Origin of the sequence: Actinopolyspora xinjiangensis (genome assembly GCF_900104475.1) — a bacterium.
Taxonomy (GTDB): domain Bacteria; phylum Actinomycetota; class Actinomycetes; order Mycobacteriales; family Pseudonocardiaceae; genus Actinopolyspora; species Actinopolyspora xinjiangensis.
Map to the genome: position 1 here is coordinate 13,398 of NZ_FNJR01000003.1, position 24,558 is coordinate 37,955.

Below are 24,558 nucleotides of genomic sequence, written 5' to 3' on the forward strand. Positions count from 1 at the left end.
CGGGGACGCGAGCCCGTGAACGGGGATTCTTCCGTGCGTGCCGCCGAAAGCCGGACGGAGAAGGTGAGGCTCTCCTACGATCGCCGGTGCGACACGCGGAGTTGGACAGCTGGCGAAGGAGCGTCGGGGAGCTGCCGGGAAGGACGACACAGCGAGCGAGAAGTCCACCTTCCGGGTGTTCCTCCGATACGAGGAGGCTGTCCCGCCGCGCGCGAGCTCCCCGAGTGAAAGGCGCTGGCAGCATGATCCCCTCGTTGGAGAGTTCCGATGAGTACACTCCGGGAGGTTCCCGGTCCGAAAAGTACGCGGCACGGCTGTTGGCGTGGTGCGGACTCGCCCTGCTGATCGCGTCTCCGGTCTGGCTGCTGCTGACCGGGCATACGAGTTTTCGGGTATCGGCGGATACGGGGAGACCTCCCGTTTCGCTGTGGTCGGCGATGCTGCCCGCGTTGGTCGGTCTGGTGCTGACGCGGTTGGTTCCGCCCCGGATGGCGGTGATCGAGCCACTGGCGGGGGCCCGGCGTGCTCGCGTGCGCGGGGAGATGTGGGTGCTCGTGGCGATGGCCGTGGCGTTTCCGGTGCTGCTGGCCCTACTTCCTCCCGAGGTGTCCCGTGGGGCGGGATACGCGGTGCTGAAAGTAGTGCTGTTTCTGGTCGTTCCGCTGGCCGCGTTCCGGTCGCTCCGAGGGACCGGGCCGCGTCCTCGCGCTGTGTCGGCGAGAGTTCCCCGTGCACGTTGGTGGTTCCCGTTGCCCGCGGTGGTGGCGTGGTTCTACCTCTCCCAGGTCAGCGTGCTGGCTCCCCCACCCGTTGCGGCAGAGTCGCTACCGGACCCGGTGACGCTGGCCGTCGTGTCAGTGGTGACCCTGCTGACGGCCGGCGTTCTCGAGGAGTTCTTCTACCGGGGTTTCCTGCAGACACGGTTGGAGAGACTGGTGGGACGCTGGCCCGCGATCCTCGTGGCGTCGCTGTTGTTCGCCGCGATGCATCTGCCCACCCACCTGGGGTCCACAGCTGTGATCACCGAACTGGCCACGGTGCTGGTGTTCCAGGGGCTGTTCGGGGTGTTCTGCGGCTACCTGTGGTCCCGGTACCGCAACATCTGGATGCCCGTGGTGGTTCACATCCTCGTCAACCTCGCCTACGTCGACCTTCTGCTCGGCTGGCTCGGCCGTTGAGGACGTACGGGGCGGCGGAGAACGGCGTTCCGGCTGAAGAACGTGATCCGGAACGCCGCACCGACCACAGCGGTCACTCGCGATAGCTGAGCCCGTAACCGTAGGGGTAGAGCGGATCCTTGTCGTCTCCCGTGTTGATCGGCTGCTGGTCGAACGAACGCATCCACGTCATCGGCAGCTCGCCCGTCGGGTTGTACTCGCCGAACAGCACGTCGGCCACGCCGCCGCCCTGCGTTCCGGGCAGCCAGGAGGCCAGCAACGCGTCCCAGTTCCCGACCTCCGAGGCTATGTCCATCGGACGTCCCGAAGCGAGTACGACGATCACGGGGACTCCGGAGGAACGCAGCTTGTCGATGGTGTTCAGGTCTTCCTGGGAGAGCGCCAACCCGTTGGGACGGTCGCCCTGGTACTCGGCGTAGGGCTTCTCCCCCACGACCGCGACGGCGGCGTCGTAACTGCTGTTTATACCGTCACCGTGACGATTGTAGGTGACCGAGGAGTCGGAGAGCTGACGGATCCCTTCGAGGATCGTGGTCCCCTCGGTGATGTCACCACTGGACCCCTGCCAGGAAATCGTCCATCCACCGCTCTGGTTGCCGATGTCATCGGCGTTGGAGCCAGCCACGAACAACTTGTCCGTTCCCGAGGACAACGGCAGAACGCCCTCGTTCTTCAACAGCACCTGCGACTCGCGTACCGCCTGCCGCGCCAGCTGACGGTGCTCCTGACTTCCCACGGTCGACAGTAACTCACGTTGGGCGAACGGCCGCTCGAACAGTCCGAGTTCGAACTTCTTGGTCAGGATCCGGCGCGTGGCGTCGTCGATGCGCCGCATCGGGACGCGCCCGGACTCCACCTCCCGGCGGAGGTGATCCAGGAACTTCCCGTGGTCCTTGGACAACATGATCATGTCCAGACCGGCGTTGACGGCGACACGAACCTCCGAGGCCGTGAGCGTGTTGTCGTTGCCGTCGAGCTGGTGAACCGCGTTGTAGTCGGACAGCACGATGCCGTCGAAACCGAGTTCGCCCTTGAGCACGTCGTTGATCAGGTAATCGTGGGCGTGCAGCTTGTCGCCGTTCCAGCTGCTGTAGGAGACCATGACCGAGCCCACGCCGCGCTCCACGGCTTCGCGGAACGGCGGGAGGTGGATCCGGCGCAGCTCCTGCTCGCTGAGCTGGGTGTTTCCCTGGTCGGTTCCGCCGGTGGTCCCACCGTCGCCGACGTAGTGCTTGGCCGTGGCCATGATCGAGGTGGGATCGCCTCCCAGGACCGCGCCCTGGTATCCCCTGATCTCGCTGGTCATCGACGAGGCCAGCTCGGGGGTCTCACCGAACGACTCGTAGGTCCTGCCCCACCGGTCGTCCCGCGCCACGCACAGGCACGGGGAGAACGTCCAGTCCACGCCCGTGGCGGCCACCTCTTCGGCGGTGGCCGCCCCGATCCGTCGTACCAGCTCCGGATTCCGGGTGGCCCCGAGGCCGATGTTGTGCGGGAAGATCGTGGCGCCACGCACGTTGTTGTGACCGTGTACGGCATCGACCCCGTAGAGGATCGGAATGCCCAGCGGGGTGTCGAGCGCCGAACGCTGATACCCGTCGTACATGTCGGCCCAGGCCTCGGGAGTGTTCGGGCTCGGGGACGAACCACCGCCGCTGAGCACGGAACCGATGCGGTGACTGGCGACCTCGGTGGGACCGGCGGCACCGCGGGTGATCTGAACCATCTGTCCGAGCTTGTCCTGCAGGGACATGCGTGACATCAGATCATCCACACGGCGCTGCGTGGACAGCCAGGAATCGCGATAGTCGCCCCAGAAGGAGGGCTGCGCGGCGGCGGGGGCCGCGGCACCGCTCAGCAGAGCGGCCGCTGCCATCCCCGCCATAGCCGGAACCAACCGGCGGAGGCGACTACCAGTCGCTCGATGCGACATGAAAGCTCCTCACAGGAACGTGAACGATGCAGTTTCGGGCACGCTCGTAGCATGCGCGTGAGCGCTCCCGGTACCAATCCGCCACGGAGCGGCACCGTCACTGCTCCAGTCGGAGTGCCTTCCCGCCTCGGGCAGGACGCGCCCTGGTTCGAAGCGAGGAGACCAACCACCTCTGGCGGTGACGCGAGAAACCCGCACGGCACAGCCACCTCGGAACCCCGGCCCCGGAACGGAAAAACGTCAGATCCCCACCGAGTACCTCCGCTCTCGCGGGCTTCCCACCGTGCTCTGCCGCACGACCAGTTCCGGTGGAATGACGGCACTGGCCTCGGCCTCGGCGGGACCGTCGATCCGCTGCAGCAGCAACTCCATGCTGCGTCGGCCGACGGCGTCGAAGTCCTGGCGCACCGTGGTCAGCGGCGGGGTGAAGTAGGCGGAGTCGGGACTGTCGTCGAAGCCCGCCACCAGTACGTCGTCGGGCACGCGGACACCGCGCTCGTGGAAGGCGCGGAGCACCCCCAGCGCCATCTGGTCGTTGGCCACGAACACGGCACGCACCTCGGAACGCTCGGCCAACAGCTGTCCGTTGGCGTAGCCGGAGGCCGGAGTCCAGTCGCCGGGAAGCGAATCCGACCGCGCGAGGCCCACCCGCTCCAGCTCGGCCCGCCAGCCCGCGATCCTCCCCTGGGCCTCCAGCCAGTCCACCGGCCCGGAGACGTGCCAGACCGATTCGGCTCCCTGTTCCAGCAGATGCCGCGTCACCAGCCGTGCTCCCTCGGTCTGGTCCACGCAGACCACGGGATGTCCTCCCCCGTCACCGCCCTCGACCACGACCAGCGGAAGTTCGGGGTTCACCCGCCGCAACGCCTCGACCGCCACGCGCTGGGGTGCTATGGCGATGACCCCCTCGACGAACTGGTTGCGGAGGCGCTCCACGGCGGCCCGGATGGCGTTCTCGTCGGTCTCGGCCACATTGGCGACACTGACGAAGTACCCGGCACGCCGCGCTGCTTGTTCGATGCCGTAGAGCGTGCTGGCGGGGCCGAACAACGTGGTGGCGAAACTGACGACACCGATGACCCTCGTGCGTCGTGTCACCAGTGCTCGAGCGGCCGAGTTGGGCCGGTAGTCGAGTTGGTCGATCGCGGCGAGGATACGACTTCGCGTGCTCGGCGACACCGAGGGATGCTCGTTGAGCACCCGGGAAACGGTCTGGTGGGAGACCCCTGCCAGTCGTGCCACATCGGCCATCACGGCCGGGCGCTGCGGTGACGTGTCGTTGCGGGCCATCGGCGACCTCCGCGGTGTCGATCCTGAAACGACAGTACCGTCACCGCGGTCCCGTTCGGCATCGCGTGGTCGGGCGGCGACCTCGCCCACCCACCTCCGCGTGGCCCGTGTCGGCACGAACGCGCGGCAGCGGGCGAAAGGGCCCGCCGCCGCGTCGGGCTGGGGCTGGGGGTGCGGCTCAGTTCTCGAAACGTGCTCTGCCCGCGGCCGAGACGATCCTTCCCTGCTCGGCACGGGTGAAGATCCCCTCCCGGGACCAACGCCGGGCGAGGCGGGTCACGTGGTTGGTGAACTCTCCCCTGTCGGTGAACGGTGCCTCCGCCCAGAGCTCGTCGAGGAAGGTGGGGCCGTCCGGCCTCCGCCGGTTGGGCACGCCGGCCTCGACAGAGTCGAACACGATTCGCGGCTCGTGTCTGCGGAAATAGGCGTGGTAGGCCTCGGTCGTTCCCTCGAAGAAGGGGGCCAGCTCCACGTCGCCGACGCGGAAGTGCAGCGGCCTGCCCGGCACGGCGGACAGTGCTCGGGAGAGGTCGCCCGACAGCCGCGCGGTGGCGTAGAAACCGAGGGTGAGGAACTCGGTGCTCGCACTTCGCGCGACGAGGTTGAGCGGGCCGTACATCAGGGTCTGCACCGTCGGGTCGTCCGGGCTGTGCTCCGCACTCAGGAGGAACGGCAGCTCGACGTCGACGGTGTCACCGGTTTCCCACTCCCGTGTGAAGGTGACGTAGCCGGGCGAGTCCGACGGGATCGGTCGGGGGCGACCGTTGATCCTGACGGCGAAACCGGCCCCTGACCAGTCCGGCACACGCAGGTGCAGCGTGAAACGCGCGGCTCCGCTCATCCGCAGCCTGCTGCGTCCCTGGTAGGGAAACGTGGTCTCCTGCTCGATCGTCACCGCCTTGGAACGCCAGTGCACCGTCGAGGGCAGGTAGAGGTTCACGTAGAGCTCGTTTCGGTCTTCTCGGGCGAAGTAGACCGAATCCTGGTACTTCGTCGCGTTCTCCATGCCGGTGCCCTCACAGCACGTGGTGCCCCCCTTGGGGGTGAAGTCGCGAACCGCTCCGGGGTGCAGACCGACGAAGTAGGTGGTCAGCGGTTTCTCGGCGTCGTCCTCGTCGCGTTTGGAACCGAGGATCTGGTTGAACAGCACGCGTTCGTGGTACTCGGCGTAGCCGGGATCGGTTTCCCAGCGGAAGAGGGACCGGGTCAGCTTGAGCATGTTGTGGGCGCAGCACGTCTCCGCGGTTTCCGGGCCCAGCAGTTCGGCGACGCGGCCGCGGCGGTGGAAGAATTCGCCCTCGCCGGTTCCACCGATCCCGAACATCCTGGGTGGAACCACCATGCGCCAGAAGTTGTGCGCCGCCTGCTTGTAACGCTGTTCGCCCGTGCGCTCGTACAGCAGAACCAGCCCGGTGAGGATCGGGATGTGTTGGTTGGCGTGTTTGCCGTCGAGGACGTCCCGGTTCTGTGCGCAGGCGTCGATGAACGAGTCCAGGTTGAAGCACTCGGCCAGGCGCAGGTGACGCGGTTCTCGGGTGTGGTCGTGGGTGCGCAGGATCGCCTCGACGATTCCGCCGTATTCTCCACTGGAGAAGAGGCTCCACATCCGCTGGAGATCGGCGTCGGCCAGCTCGCTCAGCCGGGAGTACATCCAGTCGCACATTCCGGAGGCGAGGTCGAGCGCCCGCCCGTCACCGGTGGTCTCGTAGGCGTCCAGAAGTCCCTGCAGGATTTTGTGCGCCGTGTAGTACGGGGCCCACACCACGGGGTAACTGCTGCTGGTCAGTGATTCCAACCGGATGAACTGGGTCTCCGGGTAGGCGGCCAGAAAACCGGGGTGGCTGGGTTTGCCCCACGTTCGGGTGTAGGTGGCGTGTCGGTGTCCGCCCGAGCGGTCGTGCAGCACGGTTCCGCTCCGTTCCCGGCAGGGGTACGAGAACCGGTCACCGGGGCCGACGGTGGTCGCTGCCGCCTCGGTGCGCTGCAGTTCGCCGAGCTGGTCCGGACTCAGCACGCTCGACCACAGGTTGATGTCGGCGTAGCCACCGGACTGGACCGGATCGTCGTAGTGTGACCGGCCGATCCAGCAGTGCGCGAGGGTCCCGAGTTCGGCCGGGGTCAACGACAGCCGCGGGTTGTCACCGGTCCGTCTGCCGTTGACGTAGAGCGCGCCACCGCCCTCGGCGAGCGTGACGGCGACGTGGCTCCACTGGCCGACCGGTAGCGGTTCCGATCCGACGATTCGCTCCTCGTTACCTCCCCCGGATCGGGTGATGGAGAATCGTGGCATCCCCTCGCTGTCCCGTGGGGTGAGGAACATGTTCGTCTCGGTGTCGTTTCCGAAGTCGAAGATCCGGCCCCACTCGTCGGCGGCCGCCGGACGGATCCAGGCCGCGAAGGTCATGGCGCGCAACCCGTCGACGGCTTCGGGGGGCACGTCGAAGTACAGGTAGGACCCCCGCCTCACCTCGACGGCACGTGTCAGCGGACCCTCGCCGCCGCGGATGCTCGGTTCCCGGTTCAGCGCCTGCCGGCACTCGTACAGCGCGGCGACCATGTTGCGCAGTTTGTGCTCGAACACCGCTTCACCGGTGCTGGCGTGCGCCTGGGACAGCATCGTCATGAAATGCCCGGCGAAATGTCCGCGCAGGTTGCCGTTTCCCTGCCCGTCCAGGTTCTCCCAACCGTCCGGAGCGACCGCGTCGTGAGTGGGCAGGTCCGCGTTCGCGCGAAACGCCAGCAGCAGTCTGTCCTCGTCGTATCCCCGGGCGAAGTTCAGCATCCGGGCGCGTTTCTCGGTGAACAGTCCTCGCCCGAGTGTCACGTCGGACAGTGGGAAGGTGCGTAACGGTGGAACGGCTCGCGCCGCCGCCGAACCCACCGGTGCGGAGCCCTCGGTGGCCGCCGAAGCGGTGGTGAAGGTCAGGAGAGGGAGAGCGGCGGAGGCCGCCCCGATTCGGAGTGCGTCCCGGCGGTTGAAGTCGTGTGCCATGAGGTTTTCCTGCCGTCGAGGTGGAGGCGGTGGTCGCTGATCGCTCGCACGATGTTTTGTTAGCGCTAACACGAATTGAGGCCGGATACTAGCACTCCGTGATCTCGATGGCCATGGACAAACTTTCTCACGTGCGAAAAACGCCAAGACTTCATCGCGAGGGCGCTGTGATCCGACTTGTTAACGCACACTCGGGCTCGAACACGTGGAGCTCACGCGTTCAGCGTGAGAAGTGGGATTCCTCCGACGGAGAGGCAGCGCTGAGCTTCGACACCGCTTCCCGACGACCTCCGTGTCGCCCGCGCCGGGGGTGTGGACAGCGGCCCCGCGCTCACCCGGAACGGCCGGGTCAGTCGTGGTCGGGCGCGCCGGTGAGGTGGTGTTCGGCCGCCGAGAGCACCTCCTCGACCAGGCGGCGCACGTGTCCACCGCGGACGGTGTAGACCGCGCGGCGTCCCTCCCGGTGCGTGCGCACCAGCCCGGCCAGACGCAGTTTGCCGAGGTGCTGCGAAACCGCGGGACGGGCCACTCCGGTGGCGGAGGCCAGCTCGCCGACATCCCTGGCCCGCTCGTGCAGCAACCACACGAGTCGCAGCCGGGTGGGGTCCGCCAGCATCCGCAACGCCGTGGCCGCGGTCTCGACGAGCTCCTCGGCGGGCAACCGCTGTTGCGTGTCCCTGGCAGCTGCACCGTTGTCGCGTGCGTACATGGGCACATATTCTGACGCCAACAACCTTCCCTGTCCATTCCGGGAGTCCAGCACCATGGCCGAGGAACACCGGCACGACCATCCACACCGATCCCACGCCGAACACGGCCACGGTCATGGTCACGGCCGAGGGGGTGCCCGGCTGTGGTCGCGGATCACTCACGCCCTCACCCCGCACAGCCACGACAGCGCCGACGTCGTGGACGAGACCTTGCAGGCCAGCCGCACCGGCATGCGGGCGTTGTGGATCTCCTTCGCCGGTCTCATGACCACCGCCCTGGCCCAGGTGGTACTGGTGGCCTTCACCGGGTCGGTGGCGCTGCTCGGCGATACGCTGCACAACTTCGCCGACGCACTCACGGCGGTGCCACTGGCGGTGGCGTTCGTGTTGGGCAGGCGGGCGGCCACGCGGCGGTTCACCTACGGGCTCGGACGTAGTGAGGACCTCGCGGGGCTGGTGATCCTGCTGGTCATGACCGCCTCGGCCGTACTGGCCGCCTGGACGGCCGTCGAGCGGTTGTTCCAACCGCAGCCGATGAGCCATCTGGGCTGGGTCGCCGCGGCCGGGCTCGTCGGGTTCGTCGGCAACGAACTGGTGGCCCGCTACCGCATCGTCGTGGGCCGTCGGATCGGCTCGGCCGCGCTCGTCGCCGACGGGTTGCACGCCCGCACCGACGGGTTCACCTCCCTGGGCGTGCTGCTCGCCGCCGGCGGGGCGTGGCTGGGGTGGCAGTGGGCCGACCCCGTGGTCGGGTTGGCCATCACCGCGGCGATCCTGTCAGTGCTCTACGGCGCGGCCAAGGAGATCTTCTCCCGTATGCTCGACGCCGTGGACCCCGCCGTGGTCGCCCGGGCCGAAACCGCCCTGCGAAGCACACCCGGAGTGCGCGACGTCGGGGCGTTGCGCATGCGTTGGGTCGGTCACCGGCTGCACGCCGAAACCGACCTCGTCGTCGACCCGGACCTGTCGGTGATCGACGCGCACACCATCGCCGCCGACGCCGAACACCACCTGCTGCACACCGTGCCCCGCCTGGCCGGAGCCACCGTGCACACCGATCCCGCCCCCACCGCCGAACACGACCCTCACGCCACCCTGGCCCACCATCAACCGCAACCAGGATGAGTGATCCTCGGCTGGTGCGAGCAAGCGATCCGTGAGCTCCGGTTCCGCGAAAGTCTCCAGCTCCCGCGACTCGCGAGGCACCGACTGATCGCTGGTGATCGCTCCCCCGTGGGGTCAGGGAGCGTGCTGGTGTCCAGGACATTCGACTGGGACAGGAAGTGGACGGGCTGGAGAGGAGCTGCTCGAGCTGTGGATGTTGGTCGGTGAGGACCGGCTTCGGACGGACCGTGAGTAGTCGAGAGCGGGGAACTTCCGATTCGCCTGGACCCTCAACACGCGCCCCGCACGGGGTGGCAGCTTCGGAGAGCATCCGCATCGCGTGATCCACAGCGCTCCGGAATTTTCGACGTGGAGGCCGAGCGTGCCGTGCAGCACGTACGCGGTTCGCGACGATTCGGCGACCGTGACATCACGGCCGATGCCGCGTTTCCGGGGGTGTCTCGGCGATGATTCTCCGGTCTCCCGCGAGAGGTGAGATGTGTTCGCGTTCGCCCAGCACGAGGGCGGGGCCCGACCCGAACGAGGTGTGTCGGCGAACAACAAACGTCGGACAACTCCGTGAGCAGGCAGTACCGACGCGGGGAGATCGGCCGTATGCGCGTTTCCGCCGAGGGGCGAAGCTCACCGCGCAGCGGCTGAACTCGCCCAACAACTCTACGACGTCCGCGAGCGGACCCTACCCCAGTTCACGGACCTTTTCGGCATGTTTGCCGTGCTACCGTCCACGGTTACCTCACGCCGAAACCAGCCGGGGGCACCACGGGAACAATACTTTGCGGAGCACGGGGGCTTCGGGGCAACGAGCCACGGTGGAACCTAGTTCACGGCAACCGAGTAGTCGTCGCTGACGAAGTCCAGCCCACCGCTCGAACTGGTGATCTCGAAACCGAACTGGACCTCGCCCACCGTCGCGTCGAACTCGCTGCTCAGCCCTTCGAGAGCACCGATCGGGCTGTCGATGGCCCTGGCCGAGTGCGGATAGGACTTGACGTCGCATGTGTCGGGATGGTCGGCTCAAACACCCCGTTCGGCGTGGGAGTTCGCCCGGACCGTCTGAGGGCCGACACCGCTCCCCCAGACGTCGTTGCGCACCCTCTACCCGCCGTCGGATCGGCTCGCGAACTTCTCGGAGGATCCCCACACGGCCGCGTCGGCGGTGGTGGACGTCAGTCCCAGGGTGGCGAGAACCGCCACGCACACGGTGACCAATCGGGATGATCACATCCTCGCGTTCTCCTTCCCCACTACCTGTTGGGCGCTCACTCGGCCGCCGGGATCGCGCGTACCGGAAGTTCGATCGCATCGGGCTGGGAGGAGCGGAATCCGTCCCCCGCTGCCCGCACGATCCCGCCACTGGTTACGCCCTACTTCGCCATGTGGCGACTTCCGGGGATCCCCACGGCATCCGGAAGTGTCTCGAAAGTCGAAGCGCATCGATTTTTCCGGAGTGAACAACGCTAGGTCAGCATGTCACAAGACACAAGACAGCGACGGAACAGTCTTCGGTTGGAAGTGGTATTACTGCAAAAAGAGCTGTTGACCTGTGATACAGCTGGTGTCACAGTTTCCGGCATCGCGTTCTTCCCGCGAACAGAACCATCGGATGACTGTCGAAGCGATTCGACTATTGTTCGACGTTTCCGGAAGGTGGTTTGTGTCCATGCGTTCCGTTCCACCCGCTTCGTTCTCCCGCCGCCGTCTGTTCTCCCTGGCCGCCGGGGTCGCGGCCGGATCAGGGGTGGGAGGGACGCTCGCCCGCGGTGCTTCGGCCGAACAACTCGCTACGACCGGTTTCCGAGATACCGCGCTGCCGTTGGACTCCCGGGTCGAGGATCTGCTGGCAAGGCTCGACCTCGACGAGAAGGTCGCGCTGCTGCACCAGTACCAACCGGCCATCCCCCGGTTGGGGATCGCGGAGTTCAAGACCGGCACCGAGGCGCTGCACGGTCTCGCGTGGTCCAATGACAGAACGGCGAACGGTGCGGTGGTCACCGCGACCGCCACGGTTTTCCCGCAGGCCATCGGCCTGGCCAGCACGTGGGACCCGGAACTGGTCGAACGCGTGGGCGAGGCGGTCGGCACCGAGGCTCGTGGATACAACTCGCAAGCCCCGCACATCTGGGGGCTGCAACTGTGGGCGCCGACGGTGAACCTGTTGCGCGATCCCCGATGGGGGCGCAACGAGGAGGGCTACTCCGAAGACCCGCATCTCACCGGCGTGATCTCCACCGCGTACGGACGCGGTATCCAGGGGGACGATCCCGAGCGGCTCCGCGCCGCTCCCGTGCTCAAGCACTATCTGGCCAACAACAACGAGATCCACCGCCACACCACCTCGGCTACGCTGCCGCCACGGGTCAAGCACGAGTACTACGAAGCCGCCTTCGAACCGGCGTTGTCGGCCGGTGCGGCCACGGGGCTCATGTCGGCTTACAACCTGGTCAACGGCAGGCCGATGACCGTCCACCCCGACTTCGACGGGGTGGTGCGCAGCTGGGCACCGCGCCCCCTGTTCAACGTCACCGACGCCGGTGGCCCCAACAACCTCACCGGAAGCCAGCACTACTACGCGACCCAACCGGAGGCCGACGCGGCGATCCTCAAGGCCGGTTTGGACAGCTTCACCGTCGACGACACCGACTCGGGCAAGACGATCAACGCGGTCAAGACCGCGCTCGAACGGGGGCTGCTGACCGAAACCGATGTGGACCGGGCCGTTCGGCACATCCTGAGTGTGCGGTTCCGACTCGGAGAGTTCGACCCGCACGGCGGCCCGTACGGGCGGATCGACAAGCGAGTCGTGGACAGTCCCGACCATCGCGCGCTGGCCAGGCGGGCCGCGACGGCGGCGACCGTGCTGCTGAAGAACGACCGGAGTGCGCTGCCACTGCGGCGCGACCGAGTACGGCGGATCGCCGTGATCGGCCAGCTCGCCGACACCCTCTACACCGACTGGTACTCCGGTAACCTGCCCTACGCGGTGACACCGCTGGACGGCATCACCGCGGCACTCGACCCGGAGACAACGGTGACTTCCACCGAAGGCGTGGACAGGATCGTCCTGAAGGCACCGGACGGACGCCGCGTCACCGCCGGGACGGACGAACACCCCCTGCGGATCACCACGGACACGGACACCGCCACGCGGTTCGACGTCTTCGGCTGGGGCGAGGAGATCGTGACCCTGCGGGCGGTGTCGAACGGCAAGTACGTCTCGTTCGGCTCGGAACGCACGCTGGTCAACGACGCCGACCAGCCCCACGGGTGGTACGTGCGAGAGCAGTTCAAACTGATCGCCGACGGCGGGGGCCACGTCCTGCAGTACGCCGGCAACGACGTCGGCGAGTCGTGGTTCGGCGACGCGAAGTACGTCGTCGTCGACGAGGACGGTCGACTGCGCGTCGGTGCCTCCTCCCCGAGCGGGGCGACCACCTTCACCCGCGAGGTGGTGCGGAGTGGAAACGACGAGGCCGTCGAGGCCGCCGAAGGCGCCGACGCGGCGATCGTCGTGGCGGGCAGCATGCCGTTCATCAACGGACGGGAGAGCGACGACCGGCGTGACATGAACCTCGCGCCCACGCAGCAGGCGGTGCTGGAGCGGGTGCACGGGGTCAACCCGAACACCGTGCTGGTGCTGCAGAACAGCTATCCCACCACGATCACCTGGGCGCAGGACAACGTGGCCGCGATCCTGTGGACCACCCACGCCGGCGCGGAAACCGGCAACGCGCTGGCCGACGTGCTCTTCGGCGAGGCGAACCCGGCCGGACGACTCACCCAGACCTGGCCCCGCTCCGCGGAGGACCTCGCCGACATCCTCGACTACGACATCATCAGGGCCGAACGCACCTACCAGTACTCCACGGCGACGCCGCTGTACCCGTTCGGGCACGGACTGTCCTACACCACCTTCGACTACACCGCTCCCCGACTGAGCACCCCCGTGCTCCCCGCGGACGGGACGGTCAGGGTGAGCGTGACCGTGACCAACACCGGTCGACACGCGGGCGAGGAGGTCGTGCAGCTCTACACCCACCAGCGGTGGTCCCGCGACCCGCAGCCCCACAAGCGGTTGCGCGCTTTTCGACGGATCAGGCTCGAAACGGGCGAGAGTCGGACCGTGACCTTCAAGCTGCGGGCGACCGAGCTCGCGCACTGGGACGTCACCAGGGAGAAATGGGTGGTCGAAGCGACCACGCACGATCTGCTGCTCGGGGCTTCCAGCGCCGACATCCGGCAGCGGCTCTTCCTGCGCGTGCTGGGCGAGACCATCCCGCCGCGGAATCCGTACCGGGAGACGGCCGCGGTGAACTTCGACGACTACTCCGGCGTCACGCTCACCGAGCGCGGCGAACAGCACGGCACCGTGGTCACCGCCTCGGGTGGCGGGTGGATCCGTTTCCGCGACGTCGACCTCGCGGGGGGCACGAGCGCGATCACCGCGTTGGCGGCGAACGGCTCCGCACATTCCTCACGCGTCAGTGTGCGGCTCGATGGTCCGGACGGCAGGGAGCTAGGGGGCGTGACCGTACCGGTTACCGGGGACGAGCACACCTACCGCAGGGTTCGGTCCGCGCTGGCGGACGGACGCGGTCGTCGGGACCTCTACCTGCTCCTGGAGGGCACGCTCGGGCTGGCCACCTTCCGGATCGAACGTTAGGGCGTCAGCAGAAACCCGTCGCCTGCCGGGGTCGAACCGCTTCGAGGAGCTCGGCGAACCGGACGAGAACGGCGAGTGGGGGTGCGCCTCCGTTGAGTGGCATGTTCCCAGCACCGCTCGGTGTTCGTGCCGTCCGAAGGCGGCAGTGTCGGTGGCTGAATCGCTCCCGCCTAAACTGCTCGACAGCGACATCGTTCGATGCGGTTCGACACCCACGCCGGAGGACGAGATGGTCTCCATCGCCGACGTAGCACAGGACGCTGGGGTATCCTCCAGCACCGTCTCCTACGTGCTGTCCGGGAAGCGGTCGATCTCGCCGGAGACGCGGCGCCGTGTGGAGGCCAGCATCCACAGGCTCGGCTACCATCCCCATGCGGGAGCCCGCGCGCTGGCCAGCAGCCGCACCAACGTACTGGCGCTGATCATGCCGTTGCGCACCGACATCGATGTTCCCGTCCTGATGGGCTTCGTGACCTCGGTGGTCACCGCCGCGCGCAAGTACGACTACGACGTGCTGTTGCTGACCAACGACGAGGGGCCGGAGGGCCTGCGTCGGGTGGCCAACTCGGCGATGGCCGACGCACTGCTGGTGATGGACGTCGAGGTCGACGATCCGCGGATTCCGGTGTCGCGGTCGCTGTCCTGCCCCACGGTGCTGATCGGGCTCCCGGACGAGCCGGGGGAGCTGTCCTGCGTGGATCTCGACTTCTCCGCCGCGGCGAAGCGGTGCGTTCACCATCTGGCCGACCTCGGCCACGAGCACATCGCCCTGGTCGGCCCGTCGCCCGCCGTCTACGAACGCGGCACCAGCTTCGCGACCCGTTTCCTGCGGGGATTTACCACGGCAGCACGGGAACGGGGGCTGCACACCTCCAGCCAACCCTGCGCTCCCTCCTACGAGGGGGTGCGTGACTGTCTCGACGGGATCCTCGTCGAACAGCCACGAGTCACCGGGCTGGTGGTGCACAACGAGGCGGCGCTCGGCACCCTGCTGTCCGAACTGCGCAACCGTGACATGCGGGTTCCCGAGGACGTCTCGGTGGTGACGGTCAGTCCCGACGAGATGGCCGCCAACTGGCCGATCCCCCTGACCACGGTGCCGCTTCCCTCCGGCGACATCGGAGCGCTCGCGGTGGAAATGGCGATGCGTGAACTCGAAGGGGTGAAGTCCCCCGAGGTTCGGTTGCTTTCCCCTCGGCTCACACCGGCCCGGAGTACCGCGCAGCGCCACTGAGCGGCGCAGCGCTGCTCGTCGTTATCGCGGTCGACGTTTACTGGCCGGTTCTCGTCGGCATCCGTTCGTCCACCGGGCCGCAACCGGGCGCGGGCTCGGAGTCTTCGCCCATGAGAAGGGGGTGTTCGAGCGGTGTGTCCCCGGTGACCGAGAGGTGGACGCTCGGAACCGCTCTCTTGGTGGCGGCTCACGAGGCGTCTCCCCGGACGAACCGGAAGAGATGGGTCACCACGCCGTCCTGCCAGTCGTGCAGGTCGCGGACTTCCGGCACGAAGCCGTGCACGAGGGCGTGTCCCACGATGCCACGCAGATCGGCGGTGGTGGAGGCGACGACGAAGACCTCACCGCCGGGTGCCAGGATCTCGCGTTCGGCGAGCTGGGTGAAGAACCGCTCCAGCAGCGGTGCTCCCACGCACACGTTGCGCACGATGTCGGGATCGTCGCTGACGGGGTGGCTCACGGCGGGTGGATTGAAGGTGATGAGGTCGCTCTGGACTCCTTCGGGGAAGCCTTCGAAGACGTCGGCCACCACGGGCACGAAGACCGGGGATCCCGCAGGAGCGACGTGCCGCTCGAAGTGGTGAGCGGCGGTGGTCACGCTGTCGGGGTGCACGTCCACGGCGTGGATCCGCCGTGCTCCGGCCAGTCCGGCGGCGACGGTTTCGACGCCGAGCCCGACTCCCATCGCCACGTAGCGACGGCCGCGCACTTCGATCCTGCCGTCGAACAGCCGGTCGTAGATCATCCGGCTGGTATGCCCTGGTAGGAAGACACCCGGTGGCGCCTCGAAGCGCAGTCCGTTCCATTCGTACTCGCGATGGCTGTGCAGGTCGGTCCCGGGCTGGTTCAGCGCGATGATCCGTTCGGCGGGCAGCGGCTCCGGGAGGGTCTCCAGCAGGGACCGCCCTCGTGCTGTCTCGATCCGGGGGTCAACCATATTGAAAATGATATTCATTTTCTTGGGGGTGTCGACGCCGGCTCCTCCCGTACGGCGGGGCGAGGAGCTTCCCGGGAGGAAACTGTCCCTGCCACACGGCGCCCCGCCACCCCACATTGGAGGTGTGCGACATCGAAGTCGCTGGTCAACGGCCGCTACCGCCGGACCGATGCGGCAAACACGAGGAGTGAGCAGCATGCCTTCCGACAACGTCGAGCACGTGAACATCAAGGCGTTGGCCTGGACATCGCGGCCGACATCCACTTTCCGCCGGATTTCGACCGCAATCGGACCTACGCCACGGTGATCAGTGCCCACCCCACCGGCAGCTGCAAGGAGCAGACCGCGGGCAACGTCTACGCCGTGGAGCTGGCACGGCAGGGATTCGTCGCGATCGCCTTCGACGCGAGCTTCCAGGGCGCGAGCGGTGGTGAACCCAGGTTCACCGAGGATCCGGCCTTTCGGGTACGGGACTTCAGTTACGTGATCGACTACCTGGTCACCCAGCCCTACGTCGACGAGAACCGGATCGGTGTGCTGGGCATCTGCGGTGGAGGTGGGTACGCGATCAACGCGACGATGACCGAGCGGCGGATCAAGGCACTCGGTGCCGTGACCCCGGGCAACGTCGGCCGGCTGATGCGCGAGGGCTTCGTGAACTACGATCCGCTGGGGGCGCTGGAGGCCATCGCCGCGCAGCGCACGGCTGAGGTGCGCGACCAGGTCCGCGTGACCGGCCGCCGAAGTGGTGGCGGGATCGACGTGCACCCGGTTTCCCATCGTCCGGGGTCGCGCAACGGTGATGATGTCGAAGCGGGCGGCGACCGAGGCAGGGCAGTCGAAGCCCACGGATTCGTGGCTGGTCACGGCTGCGGGAGCCCCGATGTGAGGAGTTCCGGCCACTGGTGGTGTTTCGGCGGCATCACCAGCGCCGGGAAGTGCGATTCGGTCGTGGTCTTCGGCCGGGCCCGCTCGGCCTCGCCCGCGGTGGGGCGGACGTCTCCCGCTGCGCCCGCGCGGGCACCGCGCTGGGACAACGGGCAGGCGGTGCGCCGGTCGACCGCCGACTCGGCACCTCAGCACGGTTCGCCACGGTGAGGTGGTCCCAGAACCCGGCACCGGCCGCTTCGCGGGTCCGGATCACGCGTAGGGGTCGAACGGGACTCCTTCCGGTTTGGCGCTGCTGAGGTTGTCCTGGAAGGCGCCGTCGCTGATCGCCAGGCCGGCGCTGCCGAAGTCGGCCCCGGTCAGGATCGAACGGGTCTCGCCGGGAAAGCGGTGCCAGCTCACCAGGTCCGGGTAGTGCCAGGCGTTCCAGTCGTTCTCGGGCTGTTCGTCCTCGCCCGCGAGTCGGAAGGCGTGGGTGCCGAGCCCGTCCTTGTGGTAGACGACTTTGGCGTGGGTGCTGCCGTCCCAGCCGACCTCGGCGGCCGGGTGAACGTCGTAGTCGCCGTGGGCGGAGGTGGACACGTACCGGGCGCTGCCGTCGTGCACCCACACCACCACGTGTTCGATGTCGTGCCGGTGGCCGAACGCGTCGATTCCCGGCACGGCCTGGTCCTTCTGGAAGTACATGTCGTAGAGGTAGGCCTGCCACCCGTTGTCGCGCTTGGCGCGAGCGTAGACGTTGGAGTTGACCAGATCGGACGGGTCGTGGCACTGACCATCCAGTGCTCCGGAGTTGTTCAGCCCGGTGTTCAGCGTCCCGTCGGCCCCGACCGCCACGCTGGGGTAGCAACCGTCCCCGTCGTAGTCGAAGGCGGGCATCCACTTCTCGTCCGCGACGGCGAAGCTGGCCGGGATCTCGGGGGGGCACGGTCTCGGCCAGGGCGGTTCCCGGCAGAACCGCCAACAGCGCGAGCGTGCCGCCCACCACGGAGAATGCCCGCGACAGGCGTCGGCCGACACGTCCTCGTCCGAAACGAACGGACGACTCGAGAGCGCTCGTCGAGGGTGCGTCGCTGTCCACGCGATCCCCTTTCGGTTCGTTGCGATGGCGACAACCGCTGAACATAGTGATCGCGCCGTACACCCGCGAGACACGGCGCTGAACGCAACGTGAAAGAGGATCGTCGAGACGTGGTCCGGTACGGCAGGACAGGACGCCGCGGGACGAGTCAGGCGATTCGGGCGCCGGGGGTGACCTCCTGTCCCGGTTGCAGCAGCACGGTGCCCTCCTCGGCGCTGACGGAAGCGAGCACGAGCACTTCGGAGTCGAAACCCGCCACTCGGCGCGGCGGCAGGTTGACGATGCAGACCACCTGATTTCCGGGAAGTTCCTCGGCCGTGTAGTTGTCGCACAACTGTGCCGAGCTGGTCCTGGTCCCCAGCTCCGGACCGAAATCTATCCACATTTTGTAAGCAGGGGTACGGGCCCGGTCGTGCGGTTCGACACGGGCGATTCTGCCCACCCTGATGTCGAATCGTCGGAATCCCTCGAAATCAGCCATCAGCGGGTGCTCCTGCTGGCGTCGTGGTTCGGAGAACAGCGGGCGCGGAGGACGGTAGCATCTCGCCTCTCGGCGTCTTCGCGTTCCGGGCCGGACACGGGGCGGCGCGGGCGCCGAGAGCTCATCCCCTGCGGCGGCGGTTCGCGGTGAGGTGCCGGCCGCTCGGGCCGGGAGGGGGTGCCGCGTCGGTGATACGTTGCGCTGGGCTCGGCCGGAAAACCGCGTCGGGATTTTCCGCCGAGGCAGAACACGGTGGCACGAGACGTGGCGGAGGTCGTGAGGATGACCAAGGACGAGATCACCGAACGGTGCCGGTGGGCACGCGAGCACAACGCGGGAAGGCCGTCCCGGCAGTGGCCGGTTGGTGAGCAGCTCGCGGTGGCCCTGGTGCTGCGTGACCGTGCGTGGCTGGAGTCGACGAACCACAGCACTGAAACGGCCACCGAGCTGGTCTGCGAGCAAGCGCGGCTGTCGGCGTTCGAGTTCACCGGCTGGCTCAACGACATCCGGGCCGTACTCGAATCGGATCGGTCCGGATGAGCGGCGGTGGTGCTTTCCGGTGATCAGTGGTGGTTTCACGTCTCGGCAGGAGCCTGCGTTTCCTTCGAACGGCCTGCGAAGGCGTTGAAGCGCCGCAGCGGTCGGTTCGTAGCGGCGAGCGCGGCGACTCCCAGACCGCAGCAGAGCGCACCGGACACGGCGGCGAACGAGGCTGAACTCGCCGCGGCCACGAGACCACCGCGGAACTCGCCCACATCGGGTCCGGAAGCGCCGATGATGTGGTCCACGGAACTGACCCGGCCGCGGTGGGAATCCGGTGTGGCCAGTTGAACCAGCGATCCCCGCGCGATCACCGAGATCGTGTCGGCCGCCCCTCCCAGAGCCAGGCAGCCCAGCAGCGGCCACAGCAGCTGGCTCGTGCCGAACCCGGCCAGGGCCACCGACCACACCCCGGCCGCGCCCAGCATCACCACGCCGGGGCGAGGCAGGCGTGTGATCAGCCCGGAAAGAGCCCCGGCCACGATGCCTCCCAACGACAGGGCCGACCAGAACAGTCCGAGAGTGTCGGGGCCGCCGCCGAAATGCTGCTCGTTGATCATCGGGAACAGCACGGTCGGCATGGCCAGCACCGTCGCCAGTACATCGGTGAGAAACGCGCCGCGCAGCTCCGGCCTGCCGGCGACGAAGCGGAGACCTTCCCCGATCGTTTCCCGTCCTCGGCGGGGCTCGGTGATCTCCGGCCACATCGCGGGCAGTCGCAGCACGGCGTAGATCGCGGGCGCGAAGGTCACCGTGTTCAGCAGGTAGCAGCCGCTCACCCCCCACTCGGCGATGAGCAGGCCCGCGACGGTGGGGCCCACGAGCATGGCCACCTGGAATCCGAGGTGGTTCAGCGCCACTCCCGCCGAGAGCAGCTGTCCGGTGAGCAGCCGCGCGGTGAGACTCCGGCGGGCGGCCGCCCCCGTGGCCGCGCAACCGGCCTGCAGCAGCACCAGTGCCAGCAACAACCACAGCGAGCGGACACCGGCCAGTGCCTGTGCGGTCAGCAGGCCGACCGCGAGGAGCTCTCCCGTCCTGGTCAGCAGCACCAGGCGTCCGCGGTCGAGATTGTCGGCCACCGCTCCACCGATCAGTCCGAACAGCACCACCGGTATGGCGCGCGCGAGACCCGCGCTTCCCACCGCCACGGAGCTGCCGGTGCTGTCCCAGATCTGGTACAGCACGGCCACCGTGGTCAGCTGTCCACCGAAGACGGACAGCGCGTTGCCGGCCCACCACCTGCGGAACGCGGGATGAAAGCGCAACGGGCGGGTGTCGAGCAGCCTGTCGAACACGTTCATGGGGCACTCTCGGCTGTGCGGGGAGTCTCAGGAGCGCACGAGGACGTGGAAGCGAGCGTGGTGCGCCACGACCGGGGAAGCCGGTCCGGAGAACGGCGCGTCGAGGAGCCTCGCCGCAGGGTATCACTCGCCGGAGGATCCGGTCCCGCTCAAGCGCCCCGACGTCGGAGTCCGCAGTGGATGTGATCTTGTTCCTCGGGGCCGACCAAGGCCTCCGGCCGGCGGCCGAACTCACGGTCTCCGGCCCGATTCTCCCGACACGCGGAACGGTCCTTTTCGATGATGAACGGTGCGCACGCCGCCACGGGCCTGTTGACCGGCACCACGGTGGCCAGTATCGCCCAACCCACCCCACCGGGAATCGCCCTGGGGGCGCTGGCGGGCGCGGGGGCGGCTCTCCTGCCCGATATCGACCACGATCAGTCCACGATCACCAAATCAGCCGGTCCGCTCACCCGGGGGGCGGCGGAGCTGTTGCAGACCCTGGCACGGTGGACGTATCGCCGGACCCGGTTACCGCACGATCCCAGAGCCTCCGGCAAGACCGGCGAGCACAGGGGTCTGATCCACACGCCGGTGTTCGCGATGCTGGTGGGGGCCGCGCTCGCCGGTGCCACCCTGGCGTCGAAGTGGGTGGGCATCGTCGCGGTGTACGTGCTCACCAGCGCCGCGCTGCGTTCGCTGCGCTGGTCGCTGCCCGGTGGGGTGCGGGGCGCGTTGCACCTGCAACGGCGCGCCGCGCCACCGTTGTACGCGCTGTTGGCCATCGCGGCGCTGGTCTACGCTCGCGCCGTGGCCGACGCGGGGGTGTGGCTGGGCGCGATCGTGACGTTGGGAATGATCGTGCACAGCGTCGGGGACGGGGCCACCAACTCGGGGATCCCGTTCGTGTGGCCGCTCAAACGCAGCTGCGATCGCTGTCGTGGCGGTTCCGGCTGTCCCGGCGCCCGTTGGGACAGGCAGCACGTGCTTCCCCGCTCGCTTCGCTTCCCGGCCGGGGCCGGGGTCGAGAAGTTCGTCGAGGCGGGATGCCTGGTGGTCGCGGCGTTCGTCGCCTGGCCCACGCTGACCAGCCTGCTGGCCTCCCCGGTGTGAAGCCGGTGGGCACGTTCGGGGAAGTCCTCTCTCACTCGACGGCGGGTCAGCGCAGACGTCGTACCACCACTCCGGATCCGATGATCAACAACAGTGTGGCCAGTACCCACTGGCGTTTGGTGGCGGTGTCGAGCTCTCGCACGGGCCGGGGGTTGGGTGGGGGCGGCAGCGCGCCTCGGCTCGGTTCCGGCGGTGGCGGGGTGGTCGTGGGATGTGACGGTCCCGGCGGGGACGTCGGTGTGGTGCCGGTCGGTGGGCTCGTGGGCTCTGGCGATGGGGTGCCAGCGCTCGGCGGAACGTTCGACGGCGGGGTGTGCGGTGTCGTTTCCCGTGGTGGTGGATCGGGCGGCGAAGGTTTCGAGGGCGGTGGAGGCGACGTCGGGGGTGGGGATGGTCGGGAAGGCAGACATCCCGCCGCGTCGTTACGGCGCAGGGGGCGCCCCCGGGAGAGTTCGACGGTCTCGCTCCGCTCGGCGCCGATTCGGTAGAGCCTGCTGTGTCCGGACACGTTGTCGGCGATGGCGTAGGTCGCGCCACGCGGGCCGAGCACGATCGCCCCGTAGCTCGCGGGGGGCAGTGCCACCGGCTCGGCCGAGACGATCGTCGCGTTCGGGATGGCGATCTCGACCACCATCGCCTCGTGGTGGTGGTTGGTCGTCACGGTGCGCAGGGTTTGTCGTGGGGTGACGGCGATGTCGCCGATCGTGAGCGGAAAGAGCCACGGTGGCAGCCAGGTGCCGTCGATGACGCTGAGGTAGTCGGGACTGTCGGGGTCGATGTTGACGGTGTAGAGACGGTTGCCCGCCACGAGATACCACTCGTCCCCGGAGATCGCCCCGGCCCGGATGTCGCCGTGCCACACTCCCGGCAGTGGGGCTCGGTGGCGCAACGGTCCGAGCTCGTGCACCGTCCCCTCGCGCTCGAGGGTGACGACGTTGCCCGTCCGGAACGGAAACGTGCCGGTGCTGGTGATGCCGTAGGCGCTGTGTTGGCGCCGCGCGTACCCCAGGGCTTCGATCGCCACCTCCGGTGGTGGAAGCGACGTGCTGGTGGCCTCGGGCACCGTGACACGTCGAAGTGTGGGTTCTGCCGAGGTGGTGGCGACGTGCAGCAGCGCGCAGTCCGAGGGAGCGTCCTCCTGTGCCGCCACCACGGGAGTGAGCGTCGCGAGCAGCGCCAGGGCGCTCCACGAGGCCGCGAGCACGCGAACGCCACGCCAGCCCGCTCTCAACGACCGGCACCGAGCCGTTCGAGTGCCCACCGGAACGCCGTCGGGTCGATCCGTGAGTCACCGGCGAACGGGTTCTGCAGGTGGTAGATCGCGAACACCAGCAGCGCGAGAGTGCCCGCCAGGGTGGACACGATCACGACGTGCGGTATCAGCCGCGTTCCGCCGAAGAGGTTGGGCAGCAGAACCACCAGCACGCTGCCGAGGACGAGAACGAACCACACCACCGCCGAGACGTCGCGGTTGAAGGCCAGGGTCAGCCTCTCCTGGCGTTGTTGGTGGACGGTGCGCAGCCGGTCCATCGCCTCGGCTTTGCGGCCTTCCTGCCACTCACCGCTGGCCGGGGTCCGCAGAATGACCTCGCGGATGCGCTCGAGCTGCTTCCAACCGTTTCCGGAAGTGTTCTCGTCCCGGCGCATGCTGGGCCACTCCTGTTCGATGACGGTGCGGGCGTAGGAGGCGCTGAGGGTGCGAACCCGTTCGGCGTCGTCCTCGGAGAGCGCTTCGACGGCCCACGAGACGGTGACCAGGCTTCGGGCCTCCCGGTACGCCCCCTCCCGCGCGACTCCCACGGCGTCGAAAAGAGTCACCATGACGAAGGCCAGCACCACGGCGTGCATGCCGCTGACGATGACGAAGACCTGGCCGGCGGCATCGTTGTTTCCGGGCCTGCCCTCGTCGAGTCCGAAGCGGCGTACCAGGTAACCGACCAGGCCCGCCAGCACGGCGGCGGCCAGCACCCACAGCACTCCACTGATGTAGGTGTTCAAATCAGGTCCCCGTGCGCCGATCGTCGGGAAGCTCCATCGGGCGGGATCTGCTGGCCGGTTCACCGAACCGCATCGCGGGGGGCTCCGGCACGAGCAGGTCACCGATCTCGCAGTCGAGTGCCGCGCAGATGACGTCCAACTCGGACAGTTTCAGACTGACCGGCGTGCCGGACCACAAGCCCGACATCTTGCCCGCCGAGACCGTCAAGCCGTGTTCGGCCAGCCTGCTCTGCAGCTCCCCCGCTTTCCAGATACCGCGGTGCGCGGCCACCAGCCGCAGGTTCCACCTCAACTGCCACTCCTTCACAGAACCGAAAACAGATTTCCCCGCTCGTCCGTGCCGAGAAAATTTCGACAATCCCGAAAAATCCGTGGCAGGCAAAGAACGAGCTTCGTGAAACATTGGTAGCGGTTGGCCGCCGTGCTGACAACCGTCCCGCCGAATGGTGCAGCACGGTCCTGCTCCCTCGGATGGAGCATTCATTCGGACAAGCGGAGCCGAACGCCGCGTCCTTCGATGCCGAAAATCACATCCTCGACGGGCGCGGGAACACTTCCGGCGGATTGTCGACCACGCTGAGCCTCCACCAGGCGTCCGATTCAGTGAGATTCAAGCGACAGCGCAAACCACAAAAAGGAGTCAGACCCTTCCACTTTCGGGTGACTTTTCCCGCTCGTTTCCGGCTGCTAATCTCGAAATCGCCAGACGGTGAAAATATTTCCGGTTCGTTTTTCTATTCCGGCCGGCTCCTCGGGGACGGCGGCCGGGTACGTATGTCTACCATTCCTTCGTTTTCTTCGCTGTTTTCGACGTGGTAACGCGACCAAGATTGGCGGAACAGAAAGTGACCACAGTGGATCCGACCGGGGCCGACACGCGCTCGCGACTGAGCCTGGGAACCGAGGCCGCTCGCAACCTGGCGACGACGACGAAGTCGGCGCCGCAGATGCAGGGGATCACCTCGCGGTGGCTGCTGCGGATGCTGCCCTGGACCCAGGCCAACGGCGGTGTCTACCGGGTCAACCGGAGGTTGACGTACCTGCTCGGTGACGGGCGGTTGACGTTTACCAACACCGGCGCGCAGGTGCGGGTGATCCCGCAGGAGCTGCGGGAG

Annotated in this window: 18 protein-coding genes and 2 pseudogenes; 8 read left to right on the top strand and 12 right to left on the bottom strand. The window is 67.7% G+C overall.

What is annotated here, in order from left to right:
• Nucleotides 1-254 precede the first annotated feature (254 nt).
• Nucleotides 255-1,178: a CPBP family intramembrane glutamic endopeptidase gene (locus tag BLQ75_RS04985; RefSeq protein ID WP_170837339.1), complete on the top strand. Its 924-nt coding sequence runs from the start codon at nucleotides 255-257 to the stop codon at nucleotides 1,176-1,178.
• 73 nt (nucleotides 1,179-1,251) lie between these two features.
• Here the strand turns inward: BLQ75_RS04985 and BLQ75_RS04990 are convergent, their stop codons facing one another.
• The 4 genes from BLQ75_RS04990 to BLQ75_RS05005 all read right to left on the bottom strand — a co-directional run bounded on the left by BLQ75_RS04990 (nucleotide 1,252) and on the right by BLQ75_RS05005 (nucleotide 8,102).
• Nucleotides 1,252-3,111 (bottom strand): glycoside hydrolase family 3 protein, encoded by a 1,860-nt coding sequence (locus BLQ75_RS04990; protein ID WP_244515244.1) that lies wholly within the window; start codon nucleotides 3,109-3,111, stop codon nucleotides 1,252-1,254.
• A 240-nt stretch (nucleotides 3,112-3,351) separates the two neighbouring features.
• Nucleotides 3,352-4,401 (bottom strand): LacI family DNA-binding transcriptional regulator, encoded by a 1,050-nt coding sequence (locus tag BLQ75_RS04995; RefSeq protein WP_092598536.1) that lies wholly within the window; start codon nucleotides 4,399-4,401, stop codon nucleotides 3,352-3,354.
• Nucleotides 4,402-4,579: 178 nt separating this feature from the next.
• The gene (locus tag BLQ75_RS05000; RefSeq protein ID WP_092598539.1) at nucleotides 4,580-7,393 is read right to left on the bottom strand and encodes a beta-L-arabinofuranosidase domain-containing protein; all 2,814 of its coding nucleotides are present in this window, start codon (nucleotides 7,391-7,393) and stop codon (nucleotides 4,580-4,582) included.
• A gap of 349 nt (nucleotides 7,394-7,742) precedes the next feature.
• Nucleotides 7,743-8,102: an ArsR/SmtB family transcription factor gene (locus BLQ75_RS05005; protein WP_092598542.1), complete on the bottom strand. Its 360-nt coding sequence runs from the start codon at nucleotides 8,100-8,102 to the stop codon at nucleotides 7,743-7,745.
• 55 nt (nucleotides 8,103-8,157) lie between these two features.
• Here BLQ75_RS05005 and BLQ75_RS05010 point away from each other — a divergent pair, with 55 nt between their 5' ends.
• Nucleotides 8,158-9,228 (top strand): cation diffusion facilitator family transporter, encoded by a 1,071-nt coding sequence (locus BLQ75_RS05010; protein ID WP_092598545.1) that lies wholly within the window; start codon nucleotides 8,158-8,160, stop codon nucleotides 9,226-9,228.
• Nucleotides 9,229-10,044: 816 nt separating this feature from the next.
• Here BLQ75_RS05010 and BLQ75_RS24650 read toward each other — a convergent pair.
• Nucleotides 10,045-10,437, bottom strand: a pseudogene (locus BLQ75_RS24650) (glycoside hydrolase family 12 protein).
• Nucleotides 10,438-10,888: 451 nt separating this feature from the next.
• On the opposite strand from BLQ75_RS24650, the gene BLQ75_RS05020 reads away from it, so the two are divergent.
• Together BLQ75_RS05020 and BLQ75_RS05025 are read left to right on the top strand one after the other, a co-directional pair.
• Nucleotides 10,889-13,888: a glycoside hydrolase family 3 protein gene (locus tag BLQ75_RS05020; RefSeq protein ID WP_092598548.1), complete on the top strand. Its 3,000-nt coding sequence runs from the start codon at nucleotides 10,889-10,891 to the stop codon at nucleotides 13,886-13,888.
• Between the two features lie 229 nt (nucleotides 13,889-14,117).
• Nucleotides 14,118-15,122 (top strand): LacI family DNA-binding transcriptional regulator, encoded by a 1,005-nt coding sequence (locus tag BLQ75_RS05025; RefSeq protein ID WP_092599575.1) that lies wholly within the window; start codon nucleotides 14,118-14,120, stop codon nucleotides 15,120-15,122.
• Nucleotides 15,123-15,309: 187 nt separating this feature from the next.
• Here BLQ75_RS05025 and BLQ75_RS05030 read toward each other — a convergent pair whose 3' ends face one another.
• A complete protein-coding gene (locus BLQ75_RS05030) occupies nucleotides 15,310-16,059 on the bottom strand; it encodes a class I SAM-dependent methyltransferase (protein WP_092599578.1) in 750 nt (249 codons plus the stop codon).
• A gap of 258 nt (nucleotides 16,060-16,317) precedes the next feature.
• On the opposite strand from BLQ75_RS05030, the gene BLQ75_RS22960 reads away from it, so the two are divergent.
• On the top strand, nucleotides 16,318-17,157 hold the full coding sequence (locus BLQ75_RS22960; RefSeq protein WP_425286437.1) for an alpha/beta hydrolase: 840 nt from the start codon (nucleotides 16,318-16,320) through the stop codon (nucleotides 17,155-17,157).
• A 42-nt stretch (nucleotides 17,158-17,199) separates the two neighbouring features.
• On the opposite strand, the gene BLQ75_RS05040 is transcribed toward BLQ75_RS22960, so the two are convergent.
• Nucleotides 17,200-17,826, bottom strand: a complete 627-nt coding sequence (locus BLQ75_RS05040; RefSeq protein ID WP_170837340.1) for an NPP1 family protein — start codon at nucleotides 17,824-17,826, stop codon at nucleotides 17,200-17,202.
• A 350-nt stretch (nucleotides 17,827-18,176) separates the two neighbouring features.
• Nucleotides 18,177-18,509 carry a tRNA-binding protein gene (locus tag BLQ75_RS05045; protein ID WP_092598551.1) on the bottom strand — a complete coding sequence of 111 codons (333 nt, stop codon included), beginning with the start codon at nucleotides 18,507-18,509 and terminating at the stop codon, nucleotides 18,177-18,179.
• A 264-nt stretch (nucleotides 18,510-18,773) separates the two neighbouring features.
• Here BLQ75_RS05045 and BLQ75_RS05050 point away from each other — a divergent pair, with 264 nt between their 5' ends.
• The gene (locus tag BLQ75_RS05050) at nucleotides 18,774-19,049 is read left to right on the top strand and encodes a hypothetical protein (protein WP_170837341.1); all 276 of its coding nucleotides are present in this window, start codon (nucleotides 18,774-18,776) and stop codon (nucleotides 19,047-19,049) included.
• 35 nt (nucleotides 19,050-19,084) lie between these two features.
• Here the strand turns inward: BLQ75_RS05050 and BLQ75_RS05055 are convergent, their stop codons facing one another.
• The gene (locus BLQ75_RS05055) at nucleotides 19,085-20,350 is read right to left on the bottom strand and encodes an MFS transporter (RefSeq protein ID WP_092598558.1); all 1,266 of its coding nucleotides are present in this window, start codon (nucleotides 20,348-20,350) and stop codon (nucleotides 19,085-19,087) included.
• A 282-nt stretch (nucleotides 20,351-20,632) separates the two neighbouring features.
• Here BLQ75_RS05055 and BLQ75_RS05060 point away from each other — a divergent pair, with 282 nt between their 5' ends.
• A complete protein-coding gene (locus BLQ75_RS05060; protein WP_170837342.1) occupies nucleotides 20,633-21,445 on the top strand; it encodes a metal-dependent hydrolase in 813 nt (270 codons plus the stop codon).
• Nucleotides 21,446-21,491: 46 nt separating this feature from the next.
• Here the strand turns inward: BLQ75_RS05060 and BLQ75_RS05065 are convergent, their stop codons facing one another.
• Genes BLQ75_RS05065 through BLQ75_RS05075 form a run of 3 tightly spaced genes read right to left on the bottom strand, consistent with a single transcriptional unit; the run spans nucleotide 21,492 to nucleotide 23,735 of the window.
• The gene (locus BLQ75_RS05065; RefSeq protein WP_139182913.1) at nucleotides 21,492-22,676 is read right to left on the bottom strand and encodes a hypothetical protein; all 1,185 of its coding nucleotides are present in this window, start codon (nucleotides 22,674-22,676) and stop codon (nucleotides 21,492-21,494) included.
• Nucleotides 22,673-23,443, bottom strand: a complete 771-nt coding sequence (locus BLQ75_RS05070; protein ID WP_092598567.1) for a bestrophin-like domain — start codon at nucleotides 23,441-23,443, stop codon at nucleotides 22,673-22,675. The genes BLQ75_RS05065 and BLQ75_RS05070 overlap by 4 nt, the downstream gene beginning before the upstream one ends.
• A gap of 1 nt (nucleotide 23,444) precedes the next feature.
• A complete protein-coding gene (locus BLQ75_RS05075) occupies nucleotides 23,445-23,735 on the bottom strand; it encodes a helix-turn-helix domain-containing protein (protein ID WP_092599581.1) in 291 nt (96 codons plus the stop codon).
• A gap of 553 nt (nucleotides 23,736-24,288) precedes the next feature.
• Here BLQ75_RS05075 and BLQ75_RS05080 point away from each other — a divergent pair.
• Nucleotides 24,289-24,558: pseudogene (locus BLQ75_RS05080) on the top strand (Crp/Fnr family transcriptional regulator); the annotation flags it as partial.